Below are 21550 nucleotides of genomic sequence, written 5' to 3' on the forward strand. Positions count from 1 at the left end.
CTACTTTTTTTTAGCTGTAATAGACACCCAATCCTCTAGTTCATTAATTTCAACGATCTCGAATCCTTGAACCTCTAAAGCATCAATTACAGTAGTTTTCTTGTTTTGAATAATTCCTGAAGTAATAAACAACCCACCAGATCTCAGGTTATTCCAGGCATCTGATATAAAGCGAACAATAATTTCTGCTAATATATTTGATACAATCACGTCTGCTTGAATAGCCACATTGTTCAACAAATTATTTTGCTTAATATCAATTTGATCGTCCACCTTATTGACCTTTGCATTAACACTAGTACTCTTTACAGCTATCTCATCAAGGTCATAGGCATGTACTTTTTTAGCTCCTAGGAGAACAGATGCAATACTTAGGACACCAGACCCACACCCCACATCAATGACTGTATCATTTTTTTGAAGGTAAGCCTCCAAAGCTTGAATACTTAGGATAGTTGTCGGATGAGTTCCTGTACCAAATGCCATTCCTGGATCCAATTCAATAACTAATTCCTGATCACTACGTGGTATATAATCTTCCCATGTAGGTGTTATTGTAATCTTTTTCGATATATTAATGGGTTTGTAGTATTTTTTCCATGCCGTAGCCCAGTCCTCTTCACGAACTTCACTTAAGGTTACTTGATTATGTCCAATGTCGAAATCAAATTCAATTAATGCATTGATAGATTGCTTAATCTCTTCAACGGTTTCAGCTAAAAAACTTGTAACAGGTAAGTAAGCTTTTAAATAAACTCCTTCTTTGGGGTAATCTTCCGAGCGGAGTTCAAATACTTCTCCAAAACTAGTGTCCCGATCAATGAACAAGTCCTTTGGATCTTCAATAACAACTCCACTTGCTCCGGCTTCATGCAATATATTTGATATGGGTTCCACAGCATCGTTCGTTGTATGAATACATATTTCTGTCCATTTCATATCATCCACTCTTTTCCTCATGTTAGAAATGTTAGGAAACAAATCACTCATGTTCATGTCACGCTTTACGTTTCCTATGTATTTGATGGAAAAACAATAAACCTATCTGTCAAATATGTAAAACGGTGTTTTTAAACACCGTTATTCTCCCTTAAAGGCTTTTTTAAAACGTTGGAAGATAGAATCCTCTTGTTCTTCAGTCGCATCATTCCCACTTAAATCATTAAATTCACGTAACAGTTCTTTTTGACGATCTGATAAATTGGTAGGTGTTATTACACGCACTTGAATATGTTGGTCTCCATGGCCATATCCACGTACATTCGGAACACCCTTCCCTTTTAAGCGGAATGTTTTTCCAGACTGGGTACCAGCAGGAACCTTCAATTTTACTTTTCCGTGAACGGTTGGCACTTCCACTTCATCGCCTAATGCAGCCTGAGCAAATGTTAATGGTAGGTCACAGTATATATTGTCGCCTTCACGTTCAAAGAAATCATGTTCACGTACTTGAATGACTACATAAAGGTCTCCAGCAGGTCCACCGTTCACTCCTGGCTCCCCTTTTCCAGAAACACGAATCTGTTGCCCTTCATCAATCCCCGCAGGAATAGAAATATGAATTTTTTTGTTCTTTTTCACCTTACCGCTTCCACCGCAGGTTTGACATTTATTCGGGATTTCTTTTCCAGATCCATTACAATAATGACAAACACGACGGTTTACCACTCTCCCAAATGGTGTGTTTTGCTCTGTATTTAACTGACCAGATCCATGACAATGGGAACACGTTTTCGTGTCTGTGCCAGGTTTAGCACCAGATCCATGGCACGTATCGCAATTCTCTTCTTTTGGTATGGATATATCTGTTTCCTTACCAAAGATAGCTTCTTCAAAATCAAGTACCATTGTATATTGTAGGTCTGCACCTTGTTGAGGAGCGTTTGGGTCACGTCTACGACCACCACCACCAAAGAACATATCAAAGATATCACCAAAACCACCAAAGTCTTGCGCTCCACCACCGAAGCCACCAAAACCTTGATCACCCATACCAGCATGACCAAATTGATCATATTGAGCACGTTTTTGGTCATTACTTAATGTTTCATAAGCTTCTTTTACTTCCTTGAATTTATCGGCAGCATCGGATTCTTTATTTACATCCGGATGATACTTCCTTGCTAATTTTCTATAAGCCTTCTTTATCTCATCTTTAGAAGCACCTTTTTCTAAGCCAAGTACTTCATAATAGTCGCGCTTACTCACTTTAATCACTCTCCCGCTACACTATTGCATAAATTTTATCTTACCATCATTTATCCACCACTGGCAAATGAACCTCACTAATCTTCATGGAAAACTTGGCTTTACATGTCTTTAGAGGCTATTCATGCGATCTATCCACCAAGAAAAAAGCCAAAGCCAAGAAGGTCCTGACTTTGACTTTTTATATGAGCTAATCTTTTATTTTTTATTCTCTTCGTCATCTACTTCTTGGTAATCAGCATCTACAACATCGTCGTCTTGACTTTGTCCTTCCTGTCCTTGCTGTGCTTGTTGCTCCTGTGCCATTTGCTCATAAAGCTTCACAGAAAGTTGCTGAACTTGCTCTTCTAGAGCTTCCTTCTTCGCTTTAATATCATCTAAGTTATCTGACTCTAATGCTTTCTTTAATTCATCTTTTGCATTTTCAGCATTTTGTTTTTCCTCATCAGAAACTTTATCGCCAAGATCTTTAATTGTCTTATCCGTTGTGAATACTAATTGATCTGCCTCATTACGTAGATCTACTTCTTCACGACGTTTTTTATCTGCTTCCGCATTTTCTTCCGCTTCTTTTACCATTTTATCTACTTCTTCATCAGATAATCCTGAAGAAGACTTAATCGTAATTGACTGTTCTTTATTCGTTCCTTTATCCAATGCACGCACATTCACGATACCATTTGCATCGATATCAAAGGATACTTCGATTTGTGGTACTCCACGTGGTGCTGGTGGAATATCTGTTAATTGGAAACGTCCCAGCGTTTTATTATCTTGAGCCATTTCACGTTCACCTTGTAGTACATGGATGTCTACTGCAGTCTGGTTATCTGCAGCTGTTGAGAATACTTGTGAATGACTAGTTGGAATTGTAGTGTTGCGCTCAATTAACTTCGTGAATACGCCACCCATTGTTTCAATACCTAGTGACAGTGGTGTTACATCTAGTAGTAATACGTCTTTCACATCACCTTGTAACACTCCACCTTGAATTGCAGCACCAAGTGCAACAACTTCATCAGGGTTTACACCTTTTGAAGGTTCTTTTCCAGTTTCACGTTTAATAGCTTCTTGAACCGCAGGAATACGTGTTGAACCACCAACTAGAATAACTTTATGAATATCACTTGCACTCAAGCCAGCATCAGATAATGCCTTACGTGTAGGAACCATTGTACGTTCTACAAGATCTGAAGATAACTCCTCGAATTTCGCACGAGTCATATTCATTTCTAAATGTAATGGACCAGCATCTCCCGCCGTAATGAATGGTAGTGAGATTTGCGTTTGTGTTACACCAGATAGGTCTTTTTTCGCTTTCTCAGCAGCATCCTTTAGACGTTGCATCGCCATTTTATCTTGTGACAAGTCAATACCATTCTCTTTTTTGAATTCAGCTACCATATGGTTAATGATTACTTCGTCAAAATCGTCTCCACCTAGACGGTTATCACCAGCGGTAGATACAACTTCAAATGTGCCGTCTCCAATATCAAGAATAGATACGTCAAATGTACCTCCACCTAGGTCATAAACTAAGATCGTTTGATCTTGATCTTCTTTATCAATACCGTAAGCTAATGCTGCAGCAGTAGGCTCGTTAATGATACGCTCTACTTCTAGACCAGCAATTTTACCTGCATCCTTTGTAGCTTGACGTTCTGCATCATTAAAATAAGCCGGTACTGTAATGACAGCTTTTTCGACTTTTTCACCAATGTAATCTTCCGCATACGATTTAATATGTTGTAAAATAATCGCTGATACTTCCTGTGGCGTATATTCTTTATCATCAATTTTCACTTTGTAATCTGTTCCCATGTGACGTTTGATTGATTGAATTGTGTCAGGGTTAGTGATTGCTTGACGCTTCGCTACTTCCCCAACCTGTCTTTCTCCGTTTTTAAACGCAACAACAGATGGTGTCGTACGGTTACCCTCTGGGTTTGGTATAACAACCGCTTCTCCACCTTCCATAACTGCTACACATGAGTTTGTTGTACCTAAGTCAATTCCAATTATTTTACTCATAATCTATTTCCTCCTACTACAAATCCATTTATTTATTTACTTTAACCATAGCTGGTCGAATCACACGATCCTTTAGAACATAACCTTTTTGTAATTCTTCAACAATAATGTTGGAATCTACCTCTTCATCTTCCACCTGCATAACTGCGTGGTGGTATGTTGGATCAAATTCTTTTCCAACTGTTTCAATAACTTCTACCCCTTGCGACTGAAGAGCATCGGTTAACTGTTTATAAACCATTGTAATTCCCTCGACAAGGTTTTTATTTTCTTCCGTTGTTTCCGTTTGTAGTGCTCGTTCAAAATTATCAATTGCTGGCAACAATTCATTGACCAAATCTTGTGATTTATATTTTCGGTCTGCTTCTTTTTCTCTTTGCGTTCGTTTCTTAAAATTATCGAACTCTGCTTGATTCCGAAGCATACGGTTATAAATCTCTTCTTTCTCTTTTTGCAAACGTTCAATTTCTCCTTTGAGGTTTGCACTTTCCTCATCGACTGGTTCTGATTCATTTGCTTCTACTTCATCAATAATCTCTTGCTCATTTTCGTTTTTTACATCTTCTTGGACAGTATCTTTATTCTGTTCTTCCATTCTGCAACCTCCATTTTCAATCCTTACGCTCGGTGCCGAACATTTAAAAAATTAACCATTGTTTTTATACCATAAATACAGGGCTTCTGTCATTTCATTCGACAAAGCGTTCAGCAGTGTAATGACTTTACGGTATTCCATTCGAGTTGGACCAAGTAATGCAATTGTACCTGTTTGATTCTCACCCAATTGGTACGAAGCCGTTATTAAACTGAAGTCTTGTATAGCCTCTAATTTATTTTCGTGACCGATTGATACTCGGATTCCATGTTGTGGATTTTTCAATAAATTAACTACTTCATCTTCGTCCTCCATCATGGAATAGAAGGAACGAATTTTTTCGACATCTTTAAATTCAGGCTGCATTAAAATATTCGTTTTCCCACCAATATATAATTTGGTTGGTTGCTCACTAAAGAATGCTGATTTTAAGTAGTCATAAGCTTTTTCGAAGTCATTAACATAAATTTTCATCAATGAAAGGACTTCTGTGTTTAACACCTCTGGTAATCGCGCTAACGAAACTCCTTGTAATCGTTCATTTAAAATATTTACCATTTTCTCTAAATCTGATGCATTAATTTCTACAGGTATTGTAAAAGAATGATGCTCCACATGGCCAGAATCTGTAACAAGTATGGCAACAGCCGTTTGCTTGGACAAAGGTACGATTTGTAATTGTTTTACCTTTGTTTCGTAGATTTCAGGACCTAAAATAATGGACGTATAACTTGTTAAATCAGATAAAACTTCCGCAGACTTTTGTACCAGTTTTTCCATCTCAATAAATTCATCCTGGATAATATGTTGCATTATGTCCAGTTTTCCATTTTGTATGGACGGAGCGATTACATGGTCTACATAATAGCGATATCCTTTTTCCGACGGAATTCTGCCCGAGGATGAATGTGTTTTTTCAAGAAAACCCATATCTTCTAAATCAGCCATCACATTTCGAATCGTTGCGGCACTAAACGTTATATCCTTCCGTTTAGAAATTGCTCGCGATCCCACAGGATGTGCAGAATCGATGAAATCATCAATAATGACTTGTAATACTAACAATTGCCGATTTGTTAACATGATGATCACCTCTGTTAGCACTCATAACAACCGAGTGCTAATACTACTAATAAATTATCAAATCCTATTTTTTTTGTCAACGAACACGATTTAATTCCTCTTCTTCTAATAAGAAGTGTTCGAATACATTATTACCAAGAAGTACACCTTCTTCCGTTAAACGTATGAAATCGCCTTTTTCGATCAACCAACCTTTTTGAATTAAATTGTTAATTTGTTGGCGATAAAGTACGTCATAAGGAAAACCATATTTCTTTTCAAAGTCGGTCTTACGTATTCCTTGTAATTTCCGTAACCCTAGGAATAATTCCTCTTCTATCTGCTCTTTTAAACCAATTTCATCAACATGCAATACAGGTTGTCCAGTTTGCATCGCTTGTTTAATGTAAGATGGTAATGGTCGAATATTAATCGTACGCTTACCTGGTAAATAACCACTTGCTCCCGCACCAAAACCATAATAATAATCGTTATTCCAATAGTTGAGGTTATGCTTGCTTTCGTAACCATTTTTGGCGAAATTACTAATCTCATATTGTATTAACCCATTATCCCGCATCGAATTCTTTAAAATCTCGTACATTTGAACTTCGTCTTCCTGAGCTGGTCGATGGAGCTTTCCTTTTTTATACCGATTATAAAAAATCGTTTTCGGTTCTATTTGTAGAGAATACGAAGAATAATGAGGCAACTGGAAAGAAAGTGCTTCATCAACCGTATGTTGAAAATGCTCTGGCGTCTGGTTCGGTAAAGAATAAATTAAGTCAATACTTATATTCTCAAATCCATATTGCTTTAATAAGTTGATTGTATGATAAACATCTTTTACCTTGTGTAACCTCCCAAGTTCCTCAAGCATCCCATCATCAAATACTTGTACACCTAATGATATTCTATTTACTCCATACGCTTTAAGTAATTTAACTTTCTCTTCATCAAAATCGCCTGGATTCGCTTCAATTGTATATTCTTGACAATTAGCCACATCAAATTTTTCTTGAACAATTTCTAATAAGGATCGTAATTGTGTTTGATTTAATGCTGTTGGTGTTCCACCACCAATAAAAATAGTGCGAACTTTATTTTTATTCCCCATTACACTTGTATTTATTTCTTTTTTTAATGCTTCCATATAGTCATTGGCCAATTCTTCATTATAGAAAAACTTCGTAAAATCACAGTAATGGCATATTTGCTGACAAAATGGTATATGGATATAAACTGATTGGATCATAATCTTCCTCCTATTTCATCAAAAACCCGTACTTATTCAAAAGGTGGCGAGCGCTCTCCTTTGAAATCTTGCCTTTACTTCTTGCAGTTAAAAAGAAAAGGAAAAACTTTTAATGTAAAAAGTTCTCCCATCTAAACTTTAATCATCATTCATTTGTAAAACAGCCATAAACGCTTCCTGAGGGACCTCAACTGAACCAACCATTTTCATTCGTTTTTTCCCTTCTTTTTGTTTTTCTAATAATTTACGTTTACGGGAAATATCTCCACCATAACATTTTGCCAATACATTTTTACGCATTGCTTTAATTGTTGAACGCGCCACAATTTTATTACCAATTGCTGCTTGAACTGGCACCTCAAATTGCTGTCTTGGAATTAAATCTTTTAGCTTATCAACAATTTGTTTCCCACGGTCATATGCGAAATCTCGATGTACAATAAATGATAGCGCATCAATCGTCTCACCATTAAGCAAAATATCCATTTTCGTAAGATTCGAATCATGATACCCAATTAAATCATAATCAAAGGATGCATAACCTTTTGTTTGTGACTTTAATTGATCGAAAAAGTCATAAACAATCTCAGAAAGTGGAATATGGTAGATAACATTTACGCGAATATCATCTAAGTATTCCATATCGATAAATTGTCCTCTTTTTTTCTGAGCGATTTCCATTACTGGTCCAACAAATTCGTTCGGAACCATAATTGTAGCCTTAACAAACGGCTCACGGATTTCTTTTATTTGCTGCGGATCTGGCATAAACGACGGGTTATCGATACTCAAAGTCTCTCCATCTGTTTGTTCCACCTCATAAATAACACTCGGTGCCGTTGTTATTAAGTCAATATTGAATTCTCGTTCGATTCGTTCTTGGATAATTTCCATATGCAACAACCCTAAGAAACCGCAACGGAATCCAAACCCTAAAGCTTGAGACGTTTCTGCTTCATATTGTAGAGATGAATCGTTCAATTCTAGTCTTTCTAATGCTTCCCGTAGGTCATTATATTTGTTAGAATCAACTGGATATAGCCCACAAAAAACCATCGGATTTAACCTTTTATAACCAGGAAGAGCAGCTTGAGCTGGGTTATCAGCTAGGGTTATCGTGTCCCCGACTCTTGTATCACTTACATTTTTTATGGACGCAGTTAAATACCCAACATCTCCAACAACCAATTCGTTTTTTGCGATTGGTTTTGGAGTAAATACACCTACCTCATTCACTTCAAATTCTTTTCCGGTTGCCATCATTTTTATTTTATCGCCTACTTTTACAGATCCTTCTTTAATACATACATAAGCGATAACTCCTCGATAAGGATCGTATAAAGAATCAAATATCAATGCTTTTAATGGATCCTCAGGTTCTCCAATTGGGGCAGGGATTGCTTCTGTTATACGTTCTAGAATTTCATCTATCCCAATGTTCGATTTTGCAGATGCCAAAATTACCTCATCCGGGTCTATTCCAATTACATCTTCTAATTCTTTCTTCACTCGCTCTGGATCTGCGCTCGGTAAGTCTATTTTATTTATTACTGGTATTATTTCTAAATCGTTATCCATAGCGAGATAAACATTGGCAAGTGTTTGTGCTTCAATTCCTTGGGCCGCATCTACTACCAAAATCGCTCCTTCACAGGCAGCAAGACTTCTGGAAACTTCATATGTAAAATCAACATGACCCGGGGTATCTATTAAATGAAATAAATAATCTTCGCCGCTTTTACTCGTATATTGTAATTGAACAGCATTCAATTTAATGGTTATTCCACGTTCCCGCTCTAAATCCATTGCATCAAGAAATTGCTCTTTCATTTCACGTTGTGTTAATGCTTTTGTTTGCTCTAAAATTCGATCAGCTAACGTTGATTTCCCATGATCAATATGAGCAATAATCGAAAAGTTACGTACATTCTCTTGTTTTCTTTTCATACGTAATGCCAACTCCTACATGTCTTTTACCAGAGGATGATAAAAGGAAAAATTTTCACCATAAATGCCATTTCTATTGTTTATAACTAGGATGATTATAGCAATTGAATCGATTACTTTCAAGAAGCACCCTCATTAACCGACATCTATACGCAGCGTTTTGACTAATTTTGTACATTATGCGAAGTAATTGTAACGTGTTTTTCGCTAGCTTCAGCCAAGGTAATACACGAATATTTTCTCCCATCCCTTAGAACACGTAGGAACAGCTGTAAGGACTAGGCAAACAGTAAGAAACCTCTTAGACAAAAAAGAACCCCTTAGTAGGATTCATCTAATGTTAGTAGAATAGCTGTGAAATTTGATACAAAATTTGTACTAGCCCTTCATAAAATACTTTTACAGCCCCTTCTAGAAAAGAAGCAGTTTTCTGTGTAAAGTTAACAGGTTGTTCCACTCGTTGAATTGAATCTGTTGTAATATCCTGATTTGAACTAGTTTCGGCCTCCTCTTCATTAAAACCCTCCATTTCGTCCTTCACCTCATGAGAACCAATCATTTCTTCTGTCCCCACTTCTTGTTTATCTTCACCGAGTAAAGCGATATCCCCTCGATTAATTCCAAATAACGTACCTGCTAAAAAGAAAACCACTAATAGTAACAGTACAACAATACTCCTCATCACCATCTACCTCCTTAATCGGCACTTACCTCTTCAGCCTGTTGCCAGTAAAATTCACTAAATACTTCTGCTAAAGCGTCCGCTGACCTATTTAATTCATCTAAATTATTTTCCACTCCACCAATTTCTAATAGCAGCGCATTTTCATGTAAATCCTGATTATAAATCCCATTATTTCCAGCTCCACCTTGTGGTAAAACCCCCCGGCTTAAACCTGGATATTTTTCCTCCATCAAATCATGAAGCTGATTCGCTAATTGAAAGTTTGTTTCGTTCGATGCGTTGTCTTTCCCAACAACAAAATAAATCCGTGCATAAGATTCTCCGTTAATTTCCTTTGTTGTTTCACTGTGCCCAAGGGCATCGCGATGTATATCAAAGGTATATTGGATATTCTTATGGTTTGCAAATGCATCTTGAACTACTTGTCTAGATGACTCATACGATTGCCAGTATTCCTGCCCACTTTCATCTAACTTTTTCATAATGTCCGTTTTGTCAGTAATCGCTCCAATCCCATGGTTGGCCAACGATTGCGAAAACCGTTCACTGACTTTGGTGATGTTCACTTCATTATGATGTGCTAAATCTGGATCGGTTACTTCAGGTAAATGAGGCAAAAAGGACTCATAATTATGTGTATTATATATAAATACGACGTCTTCCTCGGTAACTTCTGTTGGTTCTTTTTCTTCTTGTTCTCGCTCATCCTCATCCACAATAGCATGACGATCTTCTAGTACATCCTCAAGAGGTGGAGAGGATTCAACTGGCATATTTGTATAATTCGATCCTTCTCCAGCAATCAATATCTTATTATCAAATATAGAAAAGCCTGGAAGTTCATTTCCCAATAGACTTCTTGGGTCTCTTGGTTTAATACTTGTTGCAATTTGTAATAGCGTAGATGAGATGTTAGGCATATGGTAATCTTCAGGATAACTCTCCTTGAACACTCTATTTTCCATTCCAAATAAATATAAAAAAGTTGATCCCTCTACTTCACTTGTCCACTTTGTAATTGTGTCTGAGGAAAAACGAAAGGCTGGAGACAATGTAGTTAAAATACCAATCGATACGAACAATATTACAATACTTAACACATAGATCCCGCTCTTCTTTAAAAATGTATGTAAAGTTGATTTTTGATAAATTCTCTTATACCTTGAAAGCATTGTTCCACCCCTTGCGTACAGTCTATAGTAGAATCTATGAAAGACTAGCAAAAGGTAGAACTAAATCTTTTAAATAAAATAGAGTTACCCATTGGGACATAAAAATTCTATATTTTTTTACACAATAATTTCCAAAATAGCTATTTAAGAAAAATAAACCTAAGCGTTAGAAAAGCTTAACTTTGCTACCTATTTCAAACCACAAGGCAATGTAGTCTTGTTCATGTAGCCAGTCCAAGCTTAATTAAGCCAAATTTTTCTACTTACTTTTCTCTGAACTAAAAAAATAGAGGAAAGTCTCCCTCTATTTTTTTATCTAGTATAAGATGCAAAATTTTCAATTGTGACAGAACCGTGTAATGCTGCATTAATTCCATTAGCAATGACGTGAGACATATCGACCATAAATCCGTCTACTTCTTTTGGGGTAACCATGAGATTATGTCCGATTGGAGTTAAAACTTCTCGTATTAAGGATCGTTTTTCTTCATCAGAAAGACCACCTACCATCCCGAGAAATGTTTTCCGTTTCTCCTCATCCGGTAGGTCCTCTTCTGTTAATTCTTTCCCACCGAATGTCATACTAGCAGGAGCCAATGATTTTGAAGGTCTATCCTTTTCCCGCAACTCCCTACCAAAATGTTTTAACAGAAAATCAATTGTATCACTTGTTATTGTTACTGCATCGACAACCGTTGGAACTCCGATAGCTAACACAGGAATTCCCAGCGTTTCTTTACTTAATTCCTTCCGTTTGTTCCCTACCCCAGAACCAGGATGAATGCCAGAATCTGATAGCTGGATTGTCTCATTCACCCTTTCTATGGAACGAGATGCCAATGCATCAATAGCAATAACGAAATCGGGTTGGAATTTTTCAACAATCCCAAAAATAATGTTGCTAGTTTCGATTCCAGTGACCCCCATTACCCCTGGAGTGACGGATGCTACTGGGCGGTAGCCTTCTGAAACCGATTCATGCTCCAGTTTAAATAAATGACTCGTTACTAACACTTTTTCTGCAGTCATTGGCCCTAATGCATCCGGGGTAACATTCCAGTTTCCTAAACCAACGATCAACCCGGTTCCTTCCTTAGGAATATTATTTTTCTTTAGCAATTGCTCTAATTCACCAGCTAAAATCTTCGCAGCATTCTCCTGCCTTTTCGTATCTTGTCGCTTTACTCCATCCGCATAGATGGTTACATAGGAGCCTGGTTTCTTACCTAGTAATTCAGCACCTTCTTGATCAATATCAACATAATTTATTTTTATATCATTTTCATGTCGCTCTTTAACCTTAACGCCTGTAATTTGGTCTTCTTGTTGCTCTTCCTTTTCCACATACATATCCTTTGCTTCTACGGCCAAATCCGTGCGTACTTCATATGCCTGTTCCGTATTCTCCATTAAGAAAATCCTCCTAAACGTTAAATAATTTCTACGCTACTATGGTTCATATTTTCACCAAAAACACACAAATTATGAAGGATGCTAACATTTCTATTGAAAACAACGGGAAGCAATGATAAAATGACTCTTGTCCATATAAAGGGATAGACCCTTTTAGGAGGTGAAGGAATAATGGCTAATATTAAATCTGCAATTAAGCGTGTTGATGTAAATAATAAAAAACGCGCCCAAAATCAAGCAGCTAAATCTGATATGCGTTCACAAATAAAACAAGTAGAAAAACTTGTTGAAGCAAATGACGTGGAAAATGCAAAAACTGCATTACGTAAAACAACGCAAACAATCGACAAAGCAGTACAAAAAGGACTTATCCATAAAAACAATGGTAACCGTCAAAAAGCTCGTTTAACTAAAAAAGTTAATGGCTTAGGGGCATAATAAAATAAGTCTATTGAAAAAACGATCCCTGTTGTAAAGGATCGTTTTTTTTAGTTACTATTTTGTTCCACTTATTCTTAAGATGCACGAATTAAATCATATAATAATAATTCAAAAGCAAGTTCCTTTTCCATTTTTCCTTGCTTCATTACGGCATCAGCAGTAGCCAGTCGATCAATTATCTGTTGTAGACGTTCCGTTGTAAATTTAGCTTCCCTACTCATTGCTACCTTAATGACATAGGGGTGACCTCCAATTTGTTTTTGCATTTGAAATTGTGTATATCCTTTTTGTTTTAGTAATTTCACTCGAAGAATGGTTCGAAATTGAAATGCCAATAAGCCGATCATCGCAATAGGTTCTTCTTTCATTTTTTCGAGATCCTTATAAATTGAAATTGCTTTTTGCAAATCACCTTCAATAACCGTATCGACAAGCCTTAACGATGAACTTGAAACTGTATGTGAAATTAATTCCTCTGCTATGTCTTTCGTTACAACGCCATCTTCTCCTACATATAGCGCTATTTTAGCTAGTTCGTTCTCCAATATATTAAGATTATTCGATAGTTCATTTTCTATAATTTCATAAGCATCATCCCTAATTGTAATACGATATTGATCCGATAAGTTTTTAATCCACTTTGATAATTCAAATTCTTTTACCGGATTACATTCGGCAACTAAAGCAGTCTTTTTTAATAGTTTGCTGATCTTTTTCCGCTCATCAATTTTTTCATATGCTGCAATAAATACTACTACGGAATAATCGACTGGTGATTGCAGATAACGTTCAAGCACATTTAAATCATGTTCAAATGTTAACTTATCGGATTTTGCTTTAAGAAACACAGGATTTGTAGCTATAATTACTTTCTGTTCACCAAAAAATGGATAGGTTTCCGCATCTCCAATGACTTCCTGAATGGGTGTTTCTGATAAGTCGTATGTAGACAGATTATCCTCATCCAGATTTTTGACTACCTGATCTTTTAATTTTTGGATAAAATAGGTTTCTGTACCGTATAATAATAAAATATTAGGCAACTGTTTCTTTTTCAGTTGTTCCATTGCTTTTAAATAACTCATGCTATTCACTCCATTACTGTATATACATAATGGTAATCTGATCATAGCTGAATAGCAAGAAATATATGGAGAGGGAAACTGTGGTGGTATTTCCCTCTCTAATCTATATAAACGTTTAAAACCCAGCCCTAGGAACTGTATTTTAAACGATATTTTCTTTATTTATAGCGTTTCCGATATAAGTAAAAGTATAGTTGTTAACTCTTTCTAATTATGGAGACATTTAATTTTCTGTGACTTTTTTAGATCATTATGGATTTTTATAAGCAATTGTTTTATACTAATATTGATATAGGAGGGGTAGAAATGAACGAATTTGAACAAAATGTACAATCAAAAAATAACGATGTTGTGGATTCCATTAAAGGTTTTGCATTCTCATTCATTTTCTTTGTTCTTATTTTTGCAATTGGAGTAGTAATTAGCGTAATTGGCTCTTAAATTACATAGCAATTTGACGATAATAAAGAGACTGATCAACACAGTCTCTTTTTTATGTTTCAAACGGAAATTCCTAGGGGATTTTTCTCACTTATCATAAATATTATTCCTTATCTACTTGTATCATATGGTAAGTATTTATAAAATGTTCCACCCTGTTCATCAAAAGAAAAAATAATCGCTCCATCTTGATCAGTTCGTAGCACGGTTACACCAGCCTCTTTTAAAATATCAACCACTTCCTTTGATGGGTGTCCATATCGGTTATTGCTCCCTACAGATATAAGTGCATAATGAGGATTGATCTGTTCAATAAAATTTCGATCTGAAGATGTATTGCTCCCGTGATGCGCAACTTTTAGAACATCTATATCTAATAAAGGATAGTTTAGTATGAGTTCTCTTTCTGTAGGTTTACCTATATCTCCTGTAAAAAGCCAATTTAACCTTCCTAAGGTTGTAAATAATACAAGTGAATTTTCGTTTGGGGAACCTTTTTGATACCTAGGCTCAAGTATATAAAAGGGGTGATTTCCTATCAAAATTTCATCCCCCTGGCTTACTTTCTTTACCTGTGTATCATTTTGGTTAAAATGCTCAAGCTCCGTTTGCTTAAACGGATAGAACTCACTTGTAATGATTTGATCCACCCGAAACGATTCGATGATCAATGGAATGCTTCCTGAGTGATCAATATCTTCATGGGTAATAAACACTGCATCAAATTGCGTAATCCCTCTGTAGTGTAAAAAAGCTTTGATAATTTGCGTATATATCCTTTCCCCCGGTTCCATCTGTTCAAACGTAAAATTAGCTCCCGCATCAATTAATACAACCCCTTTTCGATATGGAAACTCTATGACAATCGCATCTCCTTGTCCAATATCAAGCATCGTGACTGTACCATATGGAGAAAAATACGGTCTACTGATAACAATCATAATTATTATGGTTATACATACTCCGACACCAAATGCAGGTTTTGATTTATTTCTGAGAATGAAGTTCATAAAAAATAGCAACAAAATGAAATAAATAAGCAACAATAACATTGGAAAAGCACCCGTAGTCCAAGGGAAGTATGCAAAATTGTCGAGCTTTTCCATGATTGTCAGAAAGAAAGAGTGAATTCCCGTAAATAGGTGATCAATGGGCTTCGTAATAACTGGAATAAACGAGAATAACAGAAATAAAAACATGAGTGGTATTACAAAAAAAGAAAAATAAGGGACGACAAAAACATTGACTATAATGGATAATGGGGACACCGTATAGAAGTATATAAATTGTAGTGGTAAGATCATCATTTGGGAAATAAAACTAATTTGCAACATTTGAAAGAGAATGGAGTTTGTACCAGTGAGCCATGATCGTGATAAAATAAGTCCAAAAGCTACAAGGAAGGAAAATTGAAAGCCTATATGTCGAAATATGGATGGGTCCACTACCAATAAGAATATAAAGACAACACTGATAATGTCTGTTGAAGAGAGTTTATATCTTAGTTTAGACAAAAGGAAAACTAGTAAAGCCATCAAGCTCGCCCGCCACACTGATGGGGCACCTCCTGCCATTAGCGCATAAATTGGAAGTAATAAAATAATGAACCAACGAGCCTTTTCCTTCGTCGTAATATTTATTTTAACCAAGCCGAAGTAAATCAAACTAATGACTAGCCCAATATGAAGACCAGATATTGCCAATAAATGAGATAGTCCCCACTTACGGAATAAGTCTACGGTGCTCTCCTCTAATTGGTCATCCTCTCCTAGCGTTAAAGCATTAATCCATGCACTTGTTTGGTTGCTATAGGTTGTTGATAGATAATTTTGCAATTTACCCTTCCAGGAATAAATATTACTTAGAAAAACGGATTCACCTGTACAATATATTTCCTCTAACGTATTAATCGTAATCTCATAAGAGACCCCCATAGAAAACAAGTATTGTCTATAATCAAATTGTCCCGGGTTCCTACTGTTATCGGGCATCTCTAAGTCCCCGTATATCACACAAGAGGCTCCATGCTTAAATGAACGGATAGCTGTCTCTTCAGTTAATTCCTCATTATTAGGATAATAAATTACTTGAATAGATTCTCTAGAGCCATGTTCACGAAATAGAAACTGTATTCGGTTTTCTGATTTCTGTATGGAACTGGTTATTTCACCTGATAATTCCAAAGAATTAGAAGAGGGAGTGAGTGAAGAACTCTGGTTAGGAGAAGATAAAATAAAGAATAGAGTAGCAGCTAAAGAAATAATAAATGTTATTTTCTTTAGCCGCTTCTGAAGTAGTAAGTAAAGTAACCAACTAATAACACCCAAGAATAAAACATAATTATCTAGATTGAAGGACAATAAACTAAACATACTTGCTAGAGCAACAATATGCCAATTCCCTATCATTTGTTCACCTAATATCTATTCATATTTTTATTTTGAATGCTTACAATTATTTAGTAAATAACGCTTCAACCTTATTAATGAGAACCTGTAACTCCTGATCTTCTCTGGAATTCCTATTTACCTTTTCTACAAGCTCTTTTACATAACGTTCTTTTTCTTGATATTTGGTATCAACTGCCAAGTAAGTCAATTCAACTTTTTTCGTTTCAACACCTGCTTCTCTAAATAATTGCTCTGCATAAGGGTGATTTTTATAATCCTCTGCATAAAAAACAGTTCGAATACCACTCTGAATTAATTGTTTACTGCATTGTAAACAAGGAAAATGTGTCACATATATATCTGCATTTTCAGTAGGAACACCAAATTTTGCACATTGTAATAATGCGTTCGCCTCAGCATGTACCGTTCGAACACAGTGGCCATCAATAACATAGCAGCCTTCATCTACACAATGCACTCCCCCGGAGACACTCCCATTATAGCCCCCTGCAATGATCCGTTTATCTCTAACAATTGTTGCTCCAACCATCAACCTTGTACATGTACTTCTTAACGAAAGCAAATGACTTTGAGCCATAAAATATTGATCCCAAGAAATTCTTTCCATTCTACCAATCACCCTCTATGTATAAATTAGTTCTAGTTTACCTTTATCAATTTATTCTCGTCAATGAACTATGGAACAACAATCGTCTCACGAATCTTATCTAATGTTTTTTCACCGATACCAGGCACATTCAGTAAATCCTCTACGCTTTGAAACAAACCGCTTTCTTCACGATATTGTATAATAGCCTCAGCCTTAGATGGTCCAATTCCATTTAGATGTTCTATTTCTTCAGATGTTGCGTAATTTATTCTAATTTTACTCGCATCACGATCGACACTCTTGGTCATTTCATTTCCCTCTAGATCCTGCTCTGACGGTACAATAATAACCATTTCATCATGTACTTTTTGTGCCAAATTAATAACCGTTTGATCTGCTTTTTCGGTAAACCCACCAGCCGTCTGAACAACATCTTCTACTCTTGAATCAACAGCCATCTCATATACGCCAGGTTGCTGTATTTCTCCTTTAATATCAACTACAATCTCATTTGATTGGATTTTCGTTGGAGATTCCATTTGTTCCAGAGCTTTTTCCGGGGCAATAGGGGGGATTGCTGAATTATCAACGGAAGAAAAAGGTTGAATAGATACGACAATGATCACAGCGAGAATAGCGATTCCTACTATGATAAAATGAGGTTTTTTTAGAAGATGTAACAATTTGCTCACTTCCTTCAAGAGGTTTACTGATATGAAATTAAAAGGGGGGATTCTTCGATTATAATGGTAAACATTGTAATTGTCTAATTGTAATCCAAACCAAAAAATCGAGATAAACTAATTATCTCGACCCTTTTTCTCCAATAATAAAAATTCTTTCCACTTTTTCTTCTAAATATTGATTTTCTAAAGAAAAATCACTGTAAAAATTTATATTTATAAATCCGGATTTTTTTAACAATTGTTCATAAATTGATACAGAGTATGTCCTTTGATGATGGGTTTCATCAAAACGAGTATATTTATTCCCCTCGTCCAACATAAAGAAGGTTATATCATGATACATTTCTCCAGGATAATCACCTTCTGAGCAATCCCATATATAGGAAGCTTCTTCAGTTACGTCCGCAAAGGTTTGATTGATTAAATTATCCTGTACATGATGAAGTGAGTGAACATCAAATATAAAAAGCCCACCAGGCTTTAAGGAGTTAGCAACATGATGAAACACAGCCTCTAACTCGTCTGTCTCTGTTATATAATTCATAACATCACAATAACTAATCGCAGCATCCATTTGATCTAAACCATGTAAATCTTTCAGATCTTGATTTAACCAATGAATAGGTAAATTTAACTTACTTACTTTTTGCTCGGCAATTGCCAGCATATCTGCTGAATAATCAACACCAACCATATGATACCCCTTACTAGCTAGTCGATAGGTAATTTCTCCTGTCCCACATCCAAGATCAGCTATATGAGCATCCTTTATTCCAAATTGCTGCAAAATACTCTCTGTAAATGTAACCCAAGCATCATATGGAGCATCCTCCATCAATTTATCATACAATAGCGCCATTTGTTGATATGACATACTAATCCTGTCCTATTGATAAAGATACCTCAGAAGCATCTCCCCAAAGTCTTTCTAGGTTATAATAAGTCCGTTCATCCTTATGGAAAATATGACATACGATATCTCCTAGATCAACTAACACCCATCTTGCTTGCTCCATGCCTTCTAATCGCTTGACAGGAATATCATGTTCATCCATTTTTTCTTTAACAGAACGCGCGATTGCTTGTACCTGTCTTTCGTTAGAGCCATGACAGATTAAAAAATAATCTGCTACTAACGATACTTGATCCATATCTAATGCTACGATGTTCTCCGCTCTTTTATCACTACATGCTTCAGCGGCTAAATTTAATATTTGCTTTACTTCCATTAATCAATTACCTCCATTTAATTGTTTCGTTAAATCATTGTACGCGTGAAAGGTATCCGGATAGATTCGGCTATGCTTACTCATCAAAAAAGAAATCGTATTACGAGAGACCATCCAAGCCGTTTGAACTAAATCCTCTTGAGCTTTTTCACGGACCTCTTCTAACCCGGGAAAACTCCTACCAGGTTCGATATAATCAGCGACAAATACAATCATATCTAATTTGGTCATATTTGACCGACCTGTTGTATGGTAATAAATAGCACTTTTCACTTCTTCATCCACAATACCATACTCTTGTTCAATCAATATAGACCCAACCGGCCCATGCCATAACTCATGATGATATTGAAGTAGATCTTTAGGAAGATAATTTGTTTTAATAATTCTTTCCATCTCATCAAGTGGTCTATACTTAGCGTAATCATGAAAGAGGGAGGCCAATTCTGCTTTCTCTTTCGACTCACCGTACATTTTGGCCAAACCTACAGCCGTCTCTGCCACACGTAATGTATGTTCAAATCTTTCCTTTGTTAAATGAGGTTCAATAATCTCAATTACTTCCTGCCTATTCATATAACCGATTCCCCTTAATAAACGTGTAAACAGATTTCGGTACAAAATACCTAAATGGTTCCTTTTTCATTACACGTTCCCTGATTTCCGAAGAAGAAATATTTATCAATGGAACTTCAACTTCTAGAACTGGATAGGCAGTATGAAACGAATATCCAGGTCGTTTTAACCCAACAAAGGTTACATAGTTAAGAAGTTCTTTTATTTTATGCCATTTTGGTAAGTATTCTACCATGTCTCCACCAATAATAAAGTAGAATTCCGTATTTGGGTACCTGTCATGTAACAACTTCATCGTATCTAGCGTATAGGATTTCCCCTCTCGTTCCATCTCTATTGTGTTCATATGAAAGAAAGGATTATCTTCAATTGCTTTTTCCAGCATACCTACTCGCATATCTGCTTCAGTAGTAGCCTTCTTCTTGTGAGGAGGTTCATATGTTGGGATAAACCATATTTCTTCTAATTCAAGCCTCATTCGAACTTCCTCAGCAATAATTAAATGACCAATATGGGGTGGATCAAATGTCCCCCCTAGGATTCCAATTCGTTTCATAACATTCCCCTTACAACTTGCTATGGTAGTTTAATTTGCTTGTTCTCTTCGGATTCCTTATACAATACAATATTATTCCCAATAATTTGCACAATTTCACAATCTGTACCTTTTTGTAATGCTTCTGCTACCTCATCCTTATCTTCAAGACAATTTTGCAATATACTTACTTTAATTAATTCTCTCTTTTCAAGTGCTTCATTAATTTGTGTAACCATATTATCATTTACTCCAATTTTCCCCACTTGGAAAATCGGCTTTAAATGATGTGCTTCAGAACGTAAAAAACGTTTTTGTTTTCCTGTTAACATAGTTATCCCTCCAGTATATTTTGTAATTGCTTTTCCATTTCCTTAATATTATCTACTTCTCTCCCGGTCCAAATCTCAAATGCTGCTTTTGCTTGATAGATCAGCATAGAGTGTCCGCACAATATGCTTGCTCCCTTTTCTTCAGCTTGTCTTAATAACTGAGTTTTTAGCGGTTGATAAACAATATCACTGACAACTTGTGAATGTCTCAATTTACTAAACGAAAGAATACTCGAATCAGAATTAGGTTTCATACCGACATTTGTAGTCTGAATAATTAAATCGTAATCCGTTATTACTTTTTCCAATTCATGTAAAGATATAATATTAGTTATAGTTTCAGGAGTAGATAATAAATTTAAATCCATCGCATGTTCCAATGTACGATTACCTACGTCAATTCTCCTAAAACCATTCGTCATTAATGCAAAATAAATACCCCTAGCTGCTCCTCCTGCTCCAACCAATGCAACCCGAATACCTTTATTTCGAAACAGTTGCGGGAATTTCTCTTTTAATGATTGAATATACCCTAAACCATCGGTGTTATAACCAACCCATTTCCCATTTATATTCTTGACCGTATTCACTGCACCGACAGCACTAGCGTATTGGTCAATTTCATCTAAGTATGGGATTATTTTCTGTTTAAAGGGTATTGTAACATTGAAACCATCAAGCTCTTCTTCTTTTCTTATGTCATTTAACGTTGATTCAAATTCTTCTGGTATAATCTCAAATGTCTTATAAGTACCTTGTTGATCCGCATTTTTAAGAAACATATTATGTATCCATGGTGAGAGTGAATGACTAATAGGAAATCCTATAAGCCCTAACCGATAGTTCATTTTCTCCAC

At 36.0% G+C, this 21550-nt stretch carries 22 protein-coding genes; 2 read left to right on the top strand and 20 right to left on the bottom strand.

Annotated elements, in window-relative coordinates; all coding sequences use genetic code 11:
- The 10 genes from prmA to gpr all read right to left on the bottom strand — a co-directional run bounded on the left by prmA (window position 1) and on the right by gpr (window position 12365).
- On the bottom strand, window positions 1-939 hold the full coding sequence (prmA, locus tag BMX40_RS15405) for a 50S ribosomal protein L11 methyltransferase (RefSeq protein WP_090871622.1): 939 nt from the start codon (window positions 937-939) through the stop codon (window positions 1-3).
- Between the two features lie 141 nt (window positions 940-1080).
- Window positions 1081-2208, bottom strand: a complete 1128-nt coding sequence (dnaJ, locus tag BMX40_RS15410) for a molecular chaperone DnaJ (RefSeq protein ID WP_090871539.1) — start codon at window positions 2206-2208, stop codon at window positions 1081-1083.
- Between the two features lie 198 nt (window positions 2209-2406).
- Complete coding sequence (gene dnaK / locus BMX40_RS15415) at window positions 2407-4239, bottom strand: molecular chaperone DnaK (protein ID WP_090871541.1); 1833 nt, start codon at window positions 4237-4239, stop codon at window positions 2407-2409.
- Between the two features lie 28 nt (window positions 4240-4267).
- Window positions 4268-4834, bottom strand: a complete 567-nt coding sequence (gene grpE, locus BMX40_RS15420; RefSeq protein WP_090871543.1) for a nucleotide exchange factor GrpE — start codon at window positions 4832-4834, stop codon at window positions 4268-4270.
- Between the two features lie 51 nt (window positions 4835-4885).
- Window positions 4886-5917: a heat-inducible transcriptional repressor HrcA gene (gene hrcA, locus BMX40_RS15425; protein WP_090871545.1), complete on the bottom strand. Its 1032-nt coding sequence runs from the start codon at window positions 5915-5917 to the stop codon at window positions 4886-4888.
- Window positions 5918-5993: 76 nt separating this feature from the next.
- The gene (gene hemW, locus BMX40_RS15430) at window positions 5994-7151 is read right to left on the bottom strand and encodes a radical SAM family heme chaperone HemW (protein ID WP_090871547.1); all 1158 of its coding nucleotides are present in this window, start codon (window positions 7149-7151) and stop codon (window positions 5994-5996) included.
- A 138-nt stretch (window positions 7152-7289) separates the two neighbouring features.
- Window positions 7290-9098, bottom strand: coding sequence for a translation elongation factor 4 (lepA, locus tag BMX40_RS15435; RefSeq protein WP_090871549.1), 1809 nt, complete (start codon window positions 9096-9098; stop codon window positions 7290-7292).
- Window positions 9099-9438: 340 nt separating this feature from the next.
- A complete protein-coding gene (locus tag BMX40_RS15440) occupies window positions 9439-9780 on the bottom strand; it encodes a hypothetical protein (RefSeq protein ID WP_090871552.1) in 342 nt (113 codons plus the stop codon).
- A 14-nt stretch (window positions 9781-9794) separates the two neighbouring features.
- Complete coding sequence (gene spoIIP, locus BMX40_RS15445) at window positions 9795-10955, bottom strand: stage II sporulation protein P (protein WP_090871554.1); 1161 nt, start codon at window positions 10953-10955, stop codon at window positions 9795-9797.
- Window positions 10956-11267: 312 nt separating this feature from the next.
- Window positions 11268-12365, bottom strand: coding sequence for a GPR endopeptidase (gpr, locus tag BMX40_RS15450; RefSeq protein WP_090871556.1), 1098 nt, complete (start codon window positions 12363-12365; stop codon window positions 11268-11270).
- 174 nt (window positions 12366-12539) lie between these two features.
- On the opposite strand from gpr, the gene rpsT reads away from it, so the two are divergent.
- A complete protein-coding gene (gene rpsT / locus BMX40_RS15455) occupies window positions 12540-12806 on the top strand; it encodes a 30S ribosomal protein S20 (RefSeq protein ID WP_090871558.1) in 267 nt (88 codons plus the stop codon).
- 77 nt (window positions 12807-12883) lie between these two features.
- On the opposite strand, the gene holA is transcribed toward rpsT, so the two are convergent.
- On the bottom strand, window positions 12884-13894 hold the full coding sequence (gene holA / locus BMX40_RS15460) for a DNA polymerase III subunit delta (RefSeq protein WP_090871560.1): 1011 nt from the start codon (window positions 13892-13894) through the stop codon (window positions 12884-12886).
- A gap of 306 nt (window positions 13895-14200) precedes the next feature.
- Between holA and BMX40_RS15465 the strand changes: the two genes are divergently transcribed.
- Window positions 14201-14335, top strand: coding sequence for a YqzM family protein (locus BMX40_RS15465; protein ID WP_090871562.1), 135 nt, complete (start codon window positions 14201-14203; stop codon window positions 14333-14335).
- 110 nt (window positions 14336-14445) lie between these two features.
- On the opposite strand, the gene BMX40_RS15470 is transcribed toward BMX40_RS15465, so the two are convergent.
- From BMX40_RS15470 to aroE, 9 genes are all read right to left on the bottom strand, one after another.
- A complete protein-coding gene (locus BMX40_RS15470) occupies window positions 14446-16743 on the bottom strand; it encodes a DNA internalization-related competence protein ComEC/Rec2 (protein ID WP_139177956.1) in 2298 nt (765 codons plus the stop codon).
- A 46-nt stretch (window positions 16744-16789) separates the two neighbouring features.
- Window positions 16790-17353 (bottom strand): ComE operon protein 2, encoded by a 564-nt coding sequence (locus tag BMX40_RS15475; RefSeq protein WP_090871564.1) that lies wholly within the window; start codon window positions 17351-17353, stop codon window positions 16790-16792.
- Between the two features lie 68 nt (window positions 17354-17421).
- Window positions 17422-18018: a helix-hairpin-helix domain-containing protein gene (locus BMX40_RS15480; RefSeq protein WP_090871566.1), complete on the bottom strand. Its 597-nt coding sequence runs from the start codon at window positions 18016-18018 to the stop codon at window positions 17422-17424.
- 121 nt (window positions 18019-18139) lie between these two features.
- Window positions 18140-18895 (bottom strand): class I SAM-dependent DNA methyltransferase, encoded by a 756-nt coding sequence (locus BMX40_RS15485; RefSeq protein ID WP_090871568.1) that lies wholly within the window; start codon window positions 18893-18895, stop codon window positions 18140-18142.
- A gap of 1 nt (window position 18896) precedes the next feature.
- Entirely contained in the window at window positions 18897-19250 is a 354-nt protein-coding gene (rsfS, locus tag BMX40_RS15490) for a ribosome silencing factor (RefSeq protein ID WP_090871570.1), read from the bottom strand.
- Window positions 19251-19253: 3 nt separating this feature from the next.
- Window positions 19254-19826 (bottom strand): bis(5'-nucleosyl)-tetraphosphatase (symmetrical) YqeK, encoded by a 573-nt coding sequence (gene yqeK / locus BMX40_RS15495; protein WP_090871572.1) that lies wholly within the window; start codon window positions 19824-19826, stop codon window positions 19254-19256.
- Window positions 19819-20382 carry a nicotinate-nucleotide adenylyltransferase gene (locus BMX40_RS15500; protein WP_090871574.1) on the bottom strand — a complete coding sequence of 188 codons (564 nt, stop codon included), beginning with the start codon at window positions 20380-20382 and terminating at the stop codon, window positions 19819-19821. Before BMX40_RS15500 ends, yqeK begins: the two co-directional genes overlap by 8 nt.
- A gap of 20 nt (window positions 20383-20402) precedes the next feature.
- Window positions 20403-20693 carry a ribosome assembly RNA-binding protein YhbY gene (gene yhbY / locus BMX40_RS15505; RefSeq protein ID WP_090871576.1) on the bottom strand — a complete coding sequence of 97 codons (291 nt, stop codon included), beginning with the start codon at window positions 20691-20693 and terminating at the stop codon, window positions 20403-20405.
- Between the two features lie 2 nt (window positions 20694-20695).
- Complete coding sequence (gene aroE, locus BMX40_RS15510) at window positions 20696-21541, bottom strand: shikimate dehydrogenase (protein WP_090871578.1); 846 nt, start codon at window positions 21539-21541, stop codon at window positions 20696-20698.
- Between the last annotated feature and the right edge of the window lie 9 nt (window positions 21542-21550).

The organism is Oceanobacillus limi (genome assembly GCF_900111445.1).
Lineage (GTDB): Bacteria > Bacillota > Bacilli > Bacillales > Amphibacillaceae > Ornithinibacillus > Ornithinibacillus limi.